At 68.4% G+C, this 13,803-nt stretch carries 17 protein-coding genes and 1 tRNA gene; 8 read left to right on the top strand and 10 right to left on the bottom strand.

The window, feature by feature from the left end; translation table 11 throughout:
• Positions 1-56 precede the first annotated feature (56 nt).
• Complete coding sequence (locus A5681_RS06430) at positions 57-557, top strand: DUF6328 family protein (RefSeq protein WP_067270778.1); 501 nt, start codon at positions 57-59, stop codon at positions 555-557.
• Here A5681_RS06430 and A5681_RS06425 read toward each other — a convergent pair.
• Positions 525-1,217: an HAD family hydrolase gene (locus tag A5681_RS06425; protein WP_067270774.1), complete on the bottom strand. Its 693-nt coding sequence runs from the start codon at positions 1,215-1,217 to the stop codon at positions 525-527. The two genes, A5681_RS06430 and A5681_RS06425, sit on opposite strands and share 33 nt — an antisense overlap.
• Before the next feature lie 207 nt (positions 1,218-1,424).
• Between A5681_RS06425 and A5681_RS06420 the strand changes: the two genes are divergently transcribed.
• The 3 genes from A5681_RS06420 (at position 1,425) to A5681_RS06410 (ending at position 2,484) form a co-directional block, all read left to right on the top strand.
• Entirely contained in the window at positions 1,425-1,736 is a 312-nt protein-coding gene (locus A5681_RS06420) for a hypothetical protein (RefSeq protein WP_067270770.1), read from the top strand.
• 79 nt (positions 1,737-1,815) lie between these two features.
• The gene (locus A5681_RS06415) at positions 1,816-2,106 is read left to right on the top strand and encodes a hypothetical protein (protein ID WP_067270768.1); all 291 of its coding nucleotides are present in this window, start codon (positions 1,816-1,818) and stop codon (positions 2,104-2,106) included.
• Positions 2,107-2,181: 75 nt separating this feature from the next.
• Positions 2,182-2,484, top strand: coding sequence for a DUF4193 domain-containing protein (locus tag A5681_RS06410; RefSeq protein WP_067270765.1), 303 nt, complete (start codon positions 2,182-2,184; stop codon positions 2,482-2,484).
• A gap of 45 nt (positions 2,485-2,529) precedes the next feature.
• Here A5681_RS06410 and A5681_RS06405 read toward each other — a convergent pair whose 3' ends face one another.
• From A5681_RS06405 to ponA2, 5 genes are all read right to left on the bottom strand, one after another.
• Positions 2,530-3,105, bottom strand: coding sequence for a hypothetical protein (locus A5681_RS06405; protein WP_067270762.1), 576 nt, complete (start codon positions 3,103-3,105; stop codon positions 2,530-2,532).
• An 83-nt stretch (positions 3,106-3,188) separates the two neighbouring features.
• A tRNA-Pro gene (locus A5681_RS06400) sits at positions 3,189-3,262 on the bottom strand.
• Positions 3,263-3,323: 61 nt separating this feature from the next.
• Positions 3,324-4,439 (bottom strand): PLP-dependent cysteine synthase family protein, encoded by a 1,116-nt coding sequence (locus A5681_RS06395; RefSeq protein WP_067270758.1) that lies wholly within the window; start codon positions 4,437-4,439, stop codon positions 3,324-3,326.
• Positions 4,436-5,434 (bottom strand): metallophosphoesterase, encoded by a 999-nt coding sequence (locus tag A5681_RS06390; protein WP_082968216.1) that lies wholly within the window; start codon positions 5,432-5,434, stop codon positions 4,436-4,438. The genes A5681_RS06395 and A5681_RS06390 overlap by 4 nt, the downstream gene beginning before the upstream one ends.
• An 88-nt stretch (positions 5,435-5,522) precedes the next feature.
• Positions 5,523-7,952, bottom strand: coding sequence for a transglycosylase/D,D-transpeptidase PonA2 (gene ponA2 / locus A5681_RS06385; protein ID WP_067270752.1), 2,430 nt, complete (start codon positions 7,950-7,952; stop codon positions 5,523-5,525).
• A gap of 363 nt (positions 7,953-8,315) precedes the next feature.
• On the opposite strand from ponA2, the gene A5681_RS06380 reads away from it, so the two are divergent.
• Entirely contained in the window at positions 8,316-8,666 is a 351-nt protein-coding gene (locus tag A5681_RS06380) for a WhiB family transcriptional regulator (protein ID WP_065443482.1), read from the top strand.
• Positions 8,667-8,687: 21 nt separating this feature from the next.
• On the opposite strand, the gene A5681_RS06375 is transcribed toward A5681_RS06380, so the two are convergent.
• Together A5681_RS06375 and A5681_RS06370 are read right to left on the bottom strand one after the other, a co-directional pair.
• The gene (locus A5681_RS06375; RefSeq protein WP_067270749.1) at positions 8,688-9,857 is read right to left on the bottom strand and encodes an ArsA family ATPase; all 1,170 of its coding nucleotides are present in this window, start codon (positions 9,855-9,857) and stop codon (positions 8,688-8,690) included.
• The gene (locus tag A5681_RS06370; protein ID WP_067270745.1) at positions 9,854-10,873 is read right to left on the bottom strand and encodes an ArsA family ATPase; all 1,020 of its coding nucleotides are present in this window, start codon (positions 10,871-10,873) and stop codon (positions 9,854-9,856) included. The genes A5681_RS06375 and A5681_RS06370 overlap by 4 nt, the downstream gene beginning before the upstream one ends.
• A 77-nt stretch (positions 10,874-10,950) precedes the next feature.
• Here A5681_RS06370 and A5681_RS27040 point away from each other — a divergent pair, with 77 nt between their 5' ends.
• From A5681_RS27040 to A5681_RS06360, 3 genes are read left to right on the top strand one after another with little or no spacing between them, the layout of a single operon-like run.
• Positions 10,951-11,112 carry a DUF4177 domain-containing protein gene (locus A5681_RS27040; protein ID WP_073871548.1) on the top strand — a complete coding sequence of 54 codons (162 nt, stop codon included), beginning with the start codon at positions 10,951-10,953 and terminating at the stop codon, positions 11,110-11,112.
• Positions 11,113-11,577, top strand: coding sequence for a RidA family protein (locus tag A5681_RS06365; RefSeq protein ID WP_067270741.1), 465 nt, complete (start codon positions 11,113-11,115; stop codon positions 11,575-11,577). It abuts the gene before it with no gap.
• Positions 11,574-12,368, top strand: a complete 795-nt coding sequence (locus A5681_RS06360) for an MBL fold metallo-hydrolase (protein ID WP_067270738.1) — start codon at positions 11,574-11,576, stop codon at positions 12,366-12,368. The genes A5681_RS06365 and A5681_RS06360 overlap by 4 nt, the downstream gene beginning before the upstream one ends.
• Positions 12,369-12,576: 208 nt before the next feature.
• On the opposite strand, the gene crp is transcribed toward A5681_RS06360, so the two are convergent.
• Together crp and A5681_RS06350 are read right to left on the bottom strand one after the other, a co-directional pair.
• Positions 12,577-13,251, bottom strand: coding sequence for a cAMP-activated global transcriptional regulator CRP (gene crp / locus A5681_RS06355; protein ID WP_044508824.1), 675 nt, complete (start codon positions 13,249-13,251; stop codon positions 12,577-12,579).
• Between the two features lie 97 nt (positions 13,252-13,348).
• Entirely contained in the window at positions 13,349-13,744 is a 396-nt protein-coding gene (locus tag A5681_RS06350; protein WP_067270735.1) for a hypothetical protein, read from the bottom strand.
• Positions 13,745-13,803: the final 59 nt, after the last annotated feature.

Below are 13,803 nucleotides of genomic sequence, written 5' to 3'. Positions count from 1 at the left end.
CCCGATTCTGCCGGGAAACGGCGCTGGCGGATACGACAGGTGCGATGATCACGGCTATGGACGTCGATCACCCGCAAGACGACCAGCACTGGGACAGCCGCGAGCGCGGCGAAACAGAAATCCAACGGCTGGACCGCAATTGGAACAGCTTGCTGCAGGAGCTGCGCGTGGTGCAGACCGGGGTGCAGCTGCTCACCGGTTTCCTGCTGACGTTGCCGTTTCAGCAGCGGTTCGACGTCCTGGCGCCCGCCCTGCGCGACGCCTACCTCGTCACGGTGGGTTGTTCGGTGGGCGCGACGGTGCTACTGATCGCCCCGGTCGGCATGCACAGGATGCTGTTCCGCCGACACCGCCTGCAGGTGTTGGTGTCGGCCGCCCACCGGTGCGCCTATGCCGGGCTGGCGTTGCTCGGCCTCGCGCTGACCGGGGTGACGGTCATCGTGTTCGCCGCCGTGGCCGGGCGCAGCCCGGGCCTGATCGCGGGAGCGTGTGCGCTGACGCTGTTTACGTTCTTCTGGTGGCTGTTACCGCTGTTGCTCCGCACTCGCGGCATGTAGCGCGAGTTCGTGGATTCGGGTGGAGTCCAGGTGGTCCAGTAGGTCTTGTGGATCGGCGAAGACCGGTGACGCACCCGCCGCCTGCAGTTCCTCGCGGGCGATGCCGCCGCTGAGCAACCCGATGCACGGCACTCCGGCGCCCCCGGCGGCCTGCGCGTCCCACACGGCGTCCCCGACGAACACGGCATGGTCGGCGTCCACCCCGGCCCGGTCCAGGGCGACCTGCACGATGCCCGGTTCGGGTTTGGCGGTGTCGACGTCCCGCGACGACGTGGTCTTTGAGATGACCTCCTCGCTATCGAGGACCTTGCGCAGGATTTCCAGTTCGTCGTCGGGCGCCGAGGTCGCCAGCACCACCTGCAAGCCCAGGTCGGCGACGCGGCGCAGCAACGCGCGGGCGCCAGGCAGCGGCGCGAGCAGGTGCGTGCTTTCCCGGTAATAGCGGCTGTGCCCGCCGCTCAACCGTTCCTGGACCTCGTCGGGCGCATCTTTGGAGAGGGTTCGCACCAGCGTGGAGCCGTCCATTCCGATGCAGCGGTGGATCTGCCACGCGGCCACGGGCAAGCCCTCGTCGTCGAAGGCGCGCACCCAGGCGTAGACGTGCAGATAGTTGGAGTCGACCAGGCTTCCGTCGACGTCGAATAGAACGGCGGGTTTCATCTGCGCGGCATACCCACGTCTGGGCCGGCTGACACGGGCGCGCGCCGCGGTTTGGGACCGGGGGCGGCGGGTAACCGCCGTGGATGATCCCGCGAAGCGGTTGCGGCAGCACGGCCGCGGGCCGGCCGCCTGGCGAGCCAGCGCGATCGGCGAACCGGATTCCGCGCGAACCGCGTTGAGACGCAAGCTTTCTCGAGAGGAGGGCAGTTGAATCCCCACAACGGCGACCCTGTCGATCACCAGCGGACCTCCCGTCAGCACGCCGGCGAAACCGTCACCAATGGCGCCAACGCGCCCGGCCTGGCCGGTTCGGCCGTCGCGGTGCTCGCCCTGATCGTGGGCCTGTTCGCGTTGGCGACCGGGCACTTGTCGGTGGGCGTGACCGCCGTGGTCCTGGCCGCTGTACTCGGAGCCGCGAGCGCGGTGTGGCTGGCGCGCACGCACCGCAAGGTGCGCGAGGCCGAACTTGCCTGGCACGCGGCCAATTCCGACGAGCCCGCCCCGCCGCCAAGCAGCTGACCCTGTGAGCTAACGAACACCGACCCAAAAGGGGCCGGTCAGACGTTTGATCGCGGTAGTGACCGGGTAAAAGCCGATCATGGTCGCGCCCGTCTCATTGCGAGCAGCAAACTATCCGGTCGAGTACGAGCGGGACTTCCCGCTGCTGGGCCTCGCTGCCGTGGCGGTCTGGGCGGTCAGCCTGGGGATCGGCTTGTTCGAGCTACTGGTGGGGCACGAAGGGGTGGCCATCGTTGCCCTGATCGTCTCGGTCGTCACGCCGTGGCTGGGGCTGGCGCTCGCGCATTACCCCGCCGCCGTCCGGCGCCTGCGGCAGCTCAAGGTCCGCCGGAGCAACTTTTTCGGGACGGCCGGTGTAACTCGCGCCTGAATGGGGTACAGCCTGCGCCACGGGATGACTACAGGAAAGTGCGTCAACCCGGCTCATCAGCAGGAAGGAACTGCCATGCCGACCGCAAGCGACTATGACGCACGCCGGGTCTCCGACATGGAAACTCAGGACAAGTCCGCGATACGCGAGCTAGCACCGACCTTGCAGGGATCCGCCACCGCGGTGGTCGATGAGGATCCCAACGACGTCCACTTCTTCGAGCTGCCCGGCGCCGACCTGTCGGGAGAAGAGCTCTCGGTGACCGTGATTCCCCAGCGGTCCGACGAGTTCACCTGCTCGAGTTGCTTTTTGGTGCAGCATCGCAGCCGGTTGCGCAGCACGAGCGCGGGCCTGCAGATCTGCGCCGACTGCGCGTAGCCCCGCAACCGTCGACGGGGTTGCACCGTTGGTGGGCAACCGATTTCAGGACTGCGCCCATTCGCGTTCGCACACGCCGCACCGCCGGGTGACCATCGCCCAGTCCGGTTCGTCCTTGGCGGGCTCGCGGATCAGGTGCGCAGAGGTGTCGCCGCAACCGGGGCAGGCGCAGATCGCGCGGTAGGGCTCCACCGATTGGGCCGCCATCAGCCGCAGGTTCTCCACCCGGGTGAAGGGCACGATCACCAGCGAATCGGGGCGGGGGAGCGGGTGCGGATTGTCGAACCACAACAGGCCACACGTCACCGTGGCCACCGCCGTGAAGACGGCCAGGATCATCGTCGGAATGTCCCAGGGCCAGTTCGGCGGGAGCGGGGTCAGCACGAGGACCACCAGCACGGCGGAAATCAGCGCCCCGATGATCGTGCCCGGTTTGGCGAACCGGTAACCGCCCACGTTCAGCGCTTCCCAGGCCTCGATCTCATGCTGGCGCTGCGCGATCTCCGCCAAGGTCGGGTGGCCGGGCGTCCCGGCCGGCGACGCGGCATCAGCAAATTGCGTGACCGCGCGGCCAACTCCGCGTCGCCGCCCTTGTTCGGGCGTCCGGCCCACCAGCGCCATGCGGGCTGAGCTTAATGGCAAAGCCGCATGGCCGCAGTGTCAGACGCTGTGGCCGGCTGTCCTGCCGGCTAACACGAACTGGGTCGGGGTGGCGGGATTTGAACCCACGGCCTCTTCGTCCCGAACGAAGCGCGCTACCAAGCTGCGCCACACCCCGCTTGAAGCTCCGACAGCCTATCGCACCCGCCCATCGGCTGGCCAAACCGCGGTGTGCCGGGTCACTGCCACCGGCAGGAACGCTCGAACTCCACCAGCGCCTCGGCCGGACCGCTTGGATCGAGTCCCTGCGCGCCGACCCATTCGTCGTTGAAGTAGGTGTCGTGATAGCGGTCGCCGCTGTCGGCGAGCAGCGTGACCACCGAACCGTTTCGCCGTTCGGCGACCATCTCGGCGAGCAAGCCGAAGGCGCCCCACAGGTTGGTGCCCGTCGAGGGCCCGACGCGACGGCCGAGGACGGCGCTGACGTGGCGGGCGGCGGCGATGGACGCCGCGTCGGGCACCGCCACCATCCGGTCGACCACGCCGGGCAGAAACGACGGCTCGACCCGCGGCCGGCCGATGCCCTCGATGCGCGACGAGGCGGGCATCACGACATCACACCGGTCCTCGGCGTAGGCCGGGAAGAACGCGGAGTTCTCCGGGTCGACCACGCACAACCGGGTCGCGTGCCGCCGGTAGCGGATGTAGCGGCCGATCGTCGCGCTGGTGCCGCCGGTGCCCGCCCCGACGACGATCCACTCCGGGATCGGATGCGCCTCCTCGCCCAACTGCTCGAAGATCGACTCGGCGATGTTGTTGTTGCCCCGCCAGTCGGTGGCGCGTTCGGCGTTGGTGAACTGGTCCAGGTAGTGCCCGCCGGTGTCGCGGGCGACGCGCTCGGCCTCGGCGTACACCTCGCTCGAGTTCTGCACGAAATGGCAACGGCCGCCTTGGGCTTCGATCAGCGCCACCTTCGACGAGCTGGTCGATGCCGGCATCACGGCGACGAACGGCAGACCGAGCAGGGCCGCGAAGTAGGCCTCCGACACCGCCGTCGAGCCCGACGAGGCCTCGACCACCGTGGTGTTCTCGTTGATCCACCCGTTGCAAAGGGCGTACAGGAACAGCGAGCGAGCCAGCCGGTGTTTCAGGCTGCCGGTGATGTGGGTGGTCTCGTCCTTGAGGTACAGCGCCACCTGAGCACCCGGGCCGTCCGCCGCCCACGCCTCCGGCAGCGGGTAGCGCAGCAGGTGCGTGTCCGCGCTGCGGCGGGCGTCGGCCTGGATCAGCCGGACCGCGTTGTCCGACCAGCTCCGGGATCGGCTGCGGACCGCGATCCGGGTCCGCTCGGTCAACGCACCGAAACTGTTGGCTGCGAACGGCTCAGGTCACTGGCCGAATCGCGGCCGCCCATCGGCGTGGCGATCAACGTCAGCAGGGTCGCCTCGGGCCGGCAGCAGAAACGCACCGGCGCGAAGGGCGAGGTGCCGATCCCGGCGGAGACGTGCAACTGCATGTTCGCACCCCACCGGGACGGCCCCTTGGCGCGCGACCGGTCCAGGCCGCAGTTGGTCACCAGGGCGCCGTAGACCGGCAGGCACACCTGCCCGCCGTGGGTGTGCCCGGCCATCACCAGTTGGTAGCCGTCGGCGGCGAAGCGGTCCAGCACCCGCGGCTCCGGCGAATGGGTCAGCCCGAGTCGCAGATTGGCGGCCGGGCTCGCCGGGCCCGCGATCGTCTCGTAGCGGTCCCGGTCGATGTGCGGGTCGTCGACACCGGCGGCGGCGACGTGCAGCCCGGCGACCTCGAACTCGCGCCGGGTGTGGGTCAGGTCGAGCCAGCCGCGCTCGGTGAAGGCCGCCCGCAGGTCCTGCCAGGGCAGCGGTTCACCGCGGACCCGGTGCGACGGGTTGGTCACGTAATTCAGCGGGTTCTTCAGGCGCGGCCCGAAGTAGTCGTTGCTGCCGAAGACGAAGACACCGGGCCGCGACAGCAGGTCGCCCAGGGCCTGCACCACCGCGGGCACCGCCTTGGGGTGCGCCAGGTTGTCGCCGGTGTTGACCACCAGGTCCGGTTCCCAGTTGCTGAGCTCCCGCAGCCAGGCCTGTTTGCGGCGCTGGGCGGGCAGCATGTGGAGATCGCTGATATGCAGCACCCGCAGCGGCGTGGAGCCCGGCGTCAGGACGGGCATGGTGATCTCGCGCAGCACGAACGCGTTGCGCTCGACGACCGCGGCGTAACCGATGCCGGCGACGGCCGAACCGAGCGCGACGGCACCGGTGCGTATCAGCGTGGACAGCGCCCCGCGACGATGCGGTCCGCGCAGCGGACCGCCGAGAAGCGGGGCCATTGAGCTTGCATCAGCCATGCTGGCAGCCTACTGCCGGTTGCGCTTTGGCAACGTATAGCTTGCGCCGCGGCGTCACAGCTCGCCCGGTCTACGGGGGCGGCTGCCCCGGCGGCGGGGGCGGCGGCGCCAGGAGCGGAATGGTGATCGGGGGCAGGCCCGGGATCTCCACCACCTGCGAGCCGACCGGTACCGGCGCGCCCTCCGGCGGTGGCGGGGGCGCCGGCGGGATGCCGTTGCTGACCTGGATGGTGATGATCGACCCGGGGATCGTCGCGCCGCTCGGTGAGGTTCCGACCACCTCGCCCTGCTTGGCGGAGCTGTTGACGAAGTTGTTCTGGTCGGCGACCTGGAAGCCGGCTTCCCTCAGTCGCGCGCGCGCCGCATCGATGTCCAGGCCGGCGACGCTGGGCACCCGCGACCCGGGTGAGCCGTCGACGTAGCGGGGATCGGTGGGCGGCAGCTGCACCGGGCCGAAGTTGGTGGCGATCGGTTTCATCGCCGTGAACCAGGTGCGGGCGGGCTCGTTACCGCCGTACAAGTCGCCCTCGCCGCAGTGGCGCAGCGGCGACGAGCACAGGTCCGTCGGTGAGGGGGAGTCGTCGTAGATGTAGTTGGCCGCGGCGTAGTGGTTGGTGAAGCCCACGAAGCCGGAGGAGCGGTGCGCCTCGGTGGTGCCGGTCTTACCGGACATCGGCAGCGTCCAGCCCGCGGCGCCGGCCGAACCGGAGGCCGTGCCGCCGCCCACCGCGTCCTTGCTCATCGCGTTGGCCAGGGTGTTGGCCAAGCCTTCGGGCACCACCTGGTCGCAGGTCTCGGTGGTAACGGCGACCTCGTTGCCGTGCCGGTCGATCAGCTTGTCGATCGGGTTGGGCGGGCACCACGTGCCGCCGGACGCCAGCGTCGCCGCGACGTTGGACAGCTCCAGCGCGTTGACCTCGATCGGGCCCAGCGTGAACGAGCCGATGTTCTGCCTTTTGACGAAGTCGGCCAGGCTCTCGTTGCTGTCGGGGTTGTAGTCGCGGGCGGTGCCGGGATCGGCGTAGGACCGCAGGCCCAGCTTGATCGCCATGTCCACGGTGCGGGTCACCCCGACCTGCTGAATCAGCTTGGCGAACGCGGTGTTCGGCGAGGTGGCCAGCGCCTCGGTCACATTCATCGACCCGCGGTAATTGCCGGCGTTGACCACGCACCAGTTGTCCTTGGGGCAGCCCTTGGCCCCACCGCTACCCATGCCCTTGGTCTGGAAGCGCGGCGGCACGTCGAGCGTGGCGTTGATGCCCATGCCCATGTCCAGGGCGGCGGCCGTGGTGAAGATCTTGAACACCGAGCCGGCGCCGTCACCGACCAGCGAGAAGGGCTGCGGCCGCATGGTCTGCCCGGCGTCGCTGTCCAGCCCGTAGGTCCGGTTGCTGGCCATCGCCATCACCTTGTGCGAGGTTTTTCCGGGCTGGATCACGCTCATCACGCTGGAGATGCCCGGCAGCGTCGGGCTGGCGAACTGGTCGATCGCCGACTTGACCGGCACCTGCACGTCGGGGTCCAGCGTGGTGCGGATCAGGTAGCCGCCGCGGGCCACCTGCTCTTTGCTGATCCCGGCGCGCGACAGGTACTCCTGGACGTAGTCGCAGAAGAACGCGCGATCGCCGGCGGCGATGCAACCCCGCGGGAGCTCGTTGGGCTGGGGCAGCACGCCCAGCGGGGCGGCCTTGGCGGCGCGCAGCGCGTCGGCCTCCTGCGGGATGTTCTCGATCATGGTGTCCAGCACCAGGTTTCGCCGCGCCAGCGCACCCTCGGGATTGGTGTAGGGGTTGAGCGCGCTGGTCGACTGCACCATGCCCGCCAGCAGCGCCGCCTGCTGCCAGTTCAGGTCCGAGGCGTTGATGCCGAAATAGGTCTGCGCCGCGTCCTGCACCCCGAACGACCCGTTGCCGAACGACACCAGGTTCAGGTAGCGGGTGAGGATCTCGGGCTTGGTGAAGGTCTTGTCGAGCGTGAGCGCCATCCGGATCTCGCGCAGCTTGCGCGCCGGGGTGGTTTCCACGGCGGCGCGCTTCTCGGCGTCGGTCTTCGCCGTCACCAGCAACTGGTAGTTCTTGATGTACTGCTGCTCGATGGTCGAGCCGCCGCGGGTGTCGACGTCGCCGCGTGCGTAGCCGGCCAGCCCGGTCAGCGTGCCCTTCCAGTCCACCCCGTTGTGGTCGGCGAACCGCTTGTCCTCGATGGACACGATCGCCAGCTTCATGGTGTTGGCGATCTTGTCGCTGGGCACCTCGAAGCGCCGCTGGGAGTACAGCCAGGCGATGGTGTTGCCCTTCGCGTCGACCATCGTCGACACCGCGGGCACCTCACCCTCGAGGAGTTGGGCCGAGCCGTTGGCGACGACTTCGGAGGCCCGGTTGGACACCAGTCCCAGCCCGCCGGCGAACGGAAACATCAGCGCCGTGGCGACGACGCCGGCCAGCAAGCAGTACCCCGCAAGCTTGAGGATCGTGAGAAAGGCCTGGGGGCGGTCTGACATGGCTACTACAGTAGCGGCCCCCAGTCACGCCGCCACGCTGCGAGTTCGCCCACTTTTTCGCGCGGTATTTGACCAGCGCTTTACGCCCGGCGTGGGGTTAAAATTTGCGCATGCGTCAGTGAGTGGACCCCTGATCGGACGTGTCCAAGATCACTTCTTCGCCTATCGTTTGGGACGAGACGGCACGCCCGTCCCAAAAAAAGCGTTATCGGACTGTTGCGCAATTGGTGGCTGACCACCTAACTTAGACACACGGTGAGATTCAGGTAACACCGATGTACACAGTGTGGCGTAGATCGCAGGTGAGGATCTGCACCCCAGGAGGGCGGTCGTGAGAGCGGCCGGTAGGGAAGGGAACAGTTCGTGTCAGGAACACGGCCTGCGGCGCGTAGGACAAACATTGCGGCCGCACAAGGGGTACTCCGCAGCGTTGATGCCGAAGAACGGATCGCCTGGGTTTCCAAAGCACTGTGTCGAACCACCGATCCGGACGAGCTCTTCGTTCGCGGCGCCGCGCAGCGCAAAGCGGCCGTTATTTGCCGGCACTGCCCGGTGATGCAGGAGTGCGGCGCCGACGCGCTGGACAACAAGGTCGAGTTCGGCGTCTGGGGCGGCATGACCGAGCGGCAGCGCCGCGCCCTGCTCAAGCAGCACCCCGAGGTGGTCTCCTGGGCGGACTTCTTCGACAAGAGGCGGACCCGCAGCGTCGGCTGACCCGAAGATCGACCGCCGCTGCTAGCGCAGGGGTCCTTGCGCCGCCGCGCGGGCCGCGTCATCGCCAACCGGTGCGATCTGATCGGCGAGGGCGCGCAACGCTTCCAGATCCGAGACGTCGAAGGGTAGTGACGGAACCCCGATGACGGGCACGTGCGGATTGGCCCCGGTGAACCGCGACAGCAACCTGATCTCCCGTTTCGCCGTCTGCGCGCGGTCGGCGTGAATCCTGAGCACGGCCGCGGCCAGCGACGCCGCCTCGGAGTCCGTCTCGGCCTCCAGTGTTTCCGTTCCGTCGATCGCCCGCTCGGCGGGCAACGAGCACAGCGTCGGGTGGGTGCGGTTCAAGACCAGCCCGGCCAGCGGCATGCCTTCGGTGGACAGCCGGTCGACGAAAAACGAAGCCTCGCGCAGCGCATCGGGTTCGGCCGCCGACACCACGACGAATTGCGTGCCCCGCCGCTTAAGCAGCGCGTACGTGCGATCGGCCTTCTCCCGGAAACCACCGAAGGTGGCGTCCAGCGATTGCACGAAGGCGGCCGCGTCGCTCAACATCTGTGAGCCGAGCACCGTCGACATCGCCTTCATCGCCAAACCCATTGCGCCGGTGACCAATCGGCCGATCCCTCGGCCCGGCGCGAGCAGCAGCCGCCACAGCCGGCTGTCCATGAAGCTGCCCAGCCGCTTGGGCGCGTCCAAGAAGTCCAGCGCGTTGCGCGACGGCGGGGTATCCACCACCACCAGGTCCCAGCGGTCCTCGGCCAGCAGTTGGCCGAGCTTCTCCATCGCCATGTACTCCTGAGTGCCGGCGAGCGAGCTGGCGACCGTTTGATAGAACTGGTTGTCCAGGATCGCTTGCGCGCGACCGGTTCCGGAGTACTGGACCACCATTTCGTCGAACGTGCGGCGCATGTCCAGCATCATCGCGTGCAGCTCGCCGGGAACCTCGGGCGCCAGGGGTACGCGCTGCGGGGTGTTGCCCAGGTCGTTGACCCCCAACGCCTGCGCCAGCCGCTTGGCCGGGTCGATCGTCAAAACGCAGACATTGCGGCCGTATTCGGCCGCGCGCAACGCCATCGCGGCCGCGGTGGTGGTCTTGCCCACCCCGCCGGCGCCGCAGCACACCACCACCCGGTTGGTCGTGTCGGCCAGGATCGCCGCCATGTCAAGCCTGTTCGGCGTGGTACTCATCGAACCCCCTGCTGCGCAAGCACTTCCGACAGCTCATAGAGGCTGCCCAGGTCGACGCCGTCGGAGATCGCCGGCAGTTCGAGCCGCGGCACCTTCAAGGCGTCCAGCTGTTGCGCGATCTCGGCGCGAGCGGCGATGACCGTCGCGTGTTCGATGGTTTCGGTCAGCAGGCCCGCGAATTCGGTGTCGTTCAGCTTGATTCCCGCCATTTCCAGCCCGGCCCGCACCGAGTCCGCGTCGACGTGGCCCTCGGCGGCTTTGGCCAGGTCGGCGGGCTGCAGGTGCGACGCGATGTTGCGATTCACGATCACGCTGCCGATCGGCAGCTCCATCTCGGCGAGCTCCTCGATGGCCTCGAGCGTTTCCTGCACCGGCAGCGCCTCCAACAGGGTGACGAGGTGGATGGCGGTCTGCTCGGAGTGCAGCAGCTTCACCACGCCCTCGCTCTGAGAGTGCACCGGCCCGCCCTTGGCCAGATCGGACACGGCTTTGGTGACGTCCAGGAAGCGGGCGATCCGACCCGTCGGCGGCGCGTCGACCACGACCGCGTCGTAAACCGGTTGCCGGTTCTTGTCGACGCGGACCACCGACTCCTTGATCTTTCCGGTCAGCAGCACGTCGCGCAGACCGGGCGCGATCGTCGTCGCGAACTCGATGGCGCCGATGCGGCGCATCGCCCGCCCGGCGATGCCGAGGTTGTAGAACATGTCCAGGTATTCCAGGAAGGCCGCCTCGATGTCGATGGCCAGGGCGTTGACCTGACCGCCGCGCTCGGCGGTCGCGATCTTGACCTCCTGGTAGGGCAGCGGCGGCACGTCGAAGAGTTGCGCAATGCCTTGCCGCCCTTCGACTTCCACCAGCAGAACCTTGCGGCCCCCGGCTGCCAGGGTCAGCGCCAGTGCGGCCGCTATCGTCGACTTGCCCGTGCCGCCTTTGCCGGTGACGAAATGCAGGCGGGCCTTCGACAACCGCGCCGGCCAGCCGACCGCGCTACCGCCGCTCGATGTGTTTGCCACCTTCGCATGCTAGCCCGGCCGGGGCGCGGCCCCCGGGCAGGCCAGAGTCGTTCACGCCCGACCGATAAGCTCGCGCCATGAGCCAACCGATCGCATGGGAATACGTCACGGTCCCGCTGCTGACGCACGCCACCAAACAGATCCTCGACCAGTGGGGCGCCGACGGTTGGGAACTGGTGTCCGTGCTGCCCGGGCCAACCGGCGAGCAACACGTCGCGTATCTGAAGCGCCCGAAGTAGATGACCGCGTCGGCCCGGCTCGCCGAACTCGGTGTCGCGCTGCCGGAGGTGGTGGCCCCGTTGGCCGCCTACGTGCCCGCGGTGCGGACGGGCGACCTGGTCTACACCGCGGGTCAGCTGCCGATGCAGGCCGGACAGCTGGCCGGGACCGGCAAGGTCGGGGCCCGGGTCAGCCCGGAAGAGGGCAAGGCGCTGGCGCGGATCTGCGCACTCAACGCCCTGGCCGCCATCGATTCGCTGGTCGGCATCGACGCGGTGACGCGGGTGGTCAAGGTCGTCGGCTTCGTCGCGTCCGCCCCCGGCTTCAACGGCCAGCCCAGCGTCATCAACGGGGCCTCCGAGCTGCTGGCCGAGGTGTTCGGCGACGCCGGCGCGCACGCGCGGTCCGCGGTCGGCGTGTCCGAGCTGCCGCTGGACGCGCCGGTGGAAGTGGAGCTGATCGTGGAGGTCGGCTCACGACCGTGACCGCCGCGCCCGAGTCGCTGAGCCACCCCGCCTACGGCAGGCTGCGGGCGGTCACCGAGACCGCCTCGGTTCTGCTGGCCGACAACCCCGGGCTGCTGACGCTCGAGGGCACCAACACCTGGGTGTTGCGCGGCAAGGGCAGCGACGAGCTGGTCGTCGTGGATCCCGGCCCGGACGACGACGAGCACATCGCCCGGGTTGCCGGGCTGGGCCGGATCACGCTGGTGCTGATCAGTCACCGGCACGGCGATCACACCGATGGCATCGACAAGCTGGTCGAGCGCACCGGTGCGACGGTTCGGTCCGCGGGCAGCGGGTTCTTGCGGGGCCTCGGCGGTCACCTGACCGACGGCGAGGTGATCGACGCGGCCGGCCTGAAGATCAAGGTGATGGCCACCCCCGGCCATACCGCCGACTCGCTGTCGTTTCTGGTCGACGACGCGGTGCTCACCGCGGACAGTGTGCTGGGCCGCGGCACGACCGTCATAGATTCCGAAGACGGCAGCCTGGCCGACTACCTGGAATCGCTGCGGCGGCTGCGCGGCCTGGGGCGGCGTACGGTGCTGCCCGGTCACGGGCCGGACCTGGCCGACCTGGAGGCCGTCGCGTCGGGTTACCTCATGCATCGGCACGAGCGCCTGGAGCAGGTGCGCGCGGCCCTGCGCGACATCGGCGAGGACGCCACCGCGCGCCAGGTTGTCGAACACGTCTATGTGGACGTCGACGAGAAACTCTGGGACGCGGCCGAATGGTCCGTTCAGGCGCAACTGAACTATTTGCAGCAAGACTGAAAAGCCGCAGGAGAAGTGCGAGTAAGGCCCCGCACAATTACGGGCCGACGCCATTTCCGCGATTGCCCCGCTTGGTTGCGCCCGCGCGTCGCGCGCGCTTACCTCGCTCGGGGTTCGGATTCTCGCTCGGTTGCGCCCGCGCTTCGCGCGCGCTTACCTCGCTCGGAGTTCGGATTCTCGCTCGGATGCGCCCGCGCTTCGCGCGCGCTTACCTCGCTCGGCGGGCCAGCCTTTCGGAGTCCGAAATCAGCACGCTCTTGCCCTCCAGGCGGATCCAGCCGCGGTGGGCGAAATCGGCCAGCGCCTTGTTAACCGTCTCCCGCGAGGCGCCCACCAGCTGGGCGATCTCCTCCTGGGTCAAGTCGTGGGTGACCCGCATGGCGCCACCCTCCTGGGTGCCGAAACGCTGGGCCAGCTGCAGCAGCTGCTTGGCCACCCGGCCCGGCACGTCGGTGAAGATGAGGTCGGCCAGATTGTTGTTGGTGCGGCGCAGCCGTCGGGCCAGCACCCGCAACAGCTGCTCGGCGATCTCGGGACGGTCGGCGATCCACGCCCGCAGCGCGTCGCGGTCCATCGAGACCGCGCGCACCTCGGTGATGGTGGTCGCGCTGGAGGTCCGCGGGCCCGGGTCGAATATGGACAATTCGCCGAACATGTCCGACGGGCCCATGATCGTCAGCAGGTTCTCCCGGCCATCGGGTGAGCGACGGCCGATCTTCACCTTCCCGGAGACGATGATGTAGAGCCGATCGCCCGGCTCGCCTTCGGCGAAGACCGTGTGTCCACGGGGAAAGTCGACGGGTTGCAGCTGCTTGGTCAGCGCGGCGACCGCGCCCGGCTCAACCCCTTGGAAGATTCCTGCCCTTGCCAGGATCTCGTCCACATTGCCTCTTCAAATTTCAACGTTTGTGATACGGCCAGGTTAATCCCGTGCTCGCGTGATGAGTCTAGCGGTAGGACATTTTGTCCAACGTGCAACGCTACACACGATTGACGTGTCTAGTGGCCTTAAACTGCGGATTGATCCGCGAATGCGCGTGTATTCGCGTCGGCAATGTCAGCTCGGTGTGGTCGATGAAGCTGGCGGCAAACGACGGCGCCGCGTGCCGGGGCGCGGCGGTCAGCCCGGCCAGCGCGGCCTCGGCGAGTTCGCGAGCGTCGCGGCGATGCAGGAATTCCACCGCCTCCGGCATGCCCTCCCGCGCCAGCGTGCGCAGGTCCACAAGCTCCGCGTGCTCGAAGAGCTCAGCGACCGCGATGATCGCGACGTCCTCGCGGGCCAGCCCCCGTTCGAGCCGTCCCAAGCCGAGCGCCGCCAGCATCAGCAGCCCCGGAACGCAGGCCACCAGCAACCATGACACAAGGAGAGTAAACATGGCCTCCAATCAACACGAGGTCTCGGCGAGATCACGAAATCAGTACTCTGTCGTAGGTG

The sequence above is a fragment of the Mycobacterium scrofulaceum genome (assembly GCF_001667885.1).
GTDB classification, from domain to species: Bacteria; Actinomycetota; Actinomycetes; order Mycobacteriales; family Mycobacteriaceae; genus Mycobacterium; species Mycobacterium scrofulaceum_C.
The sequence above is the reverse complement of the archived record's forward strand: the minus strand, read 5'-3'. Positions and strand labels throughout refer to the sequence as shown.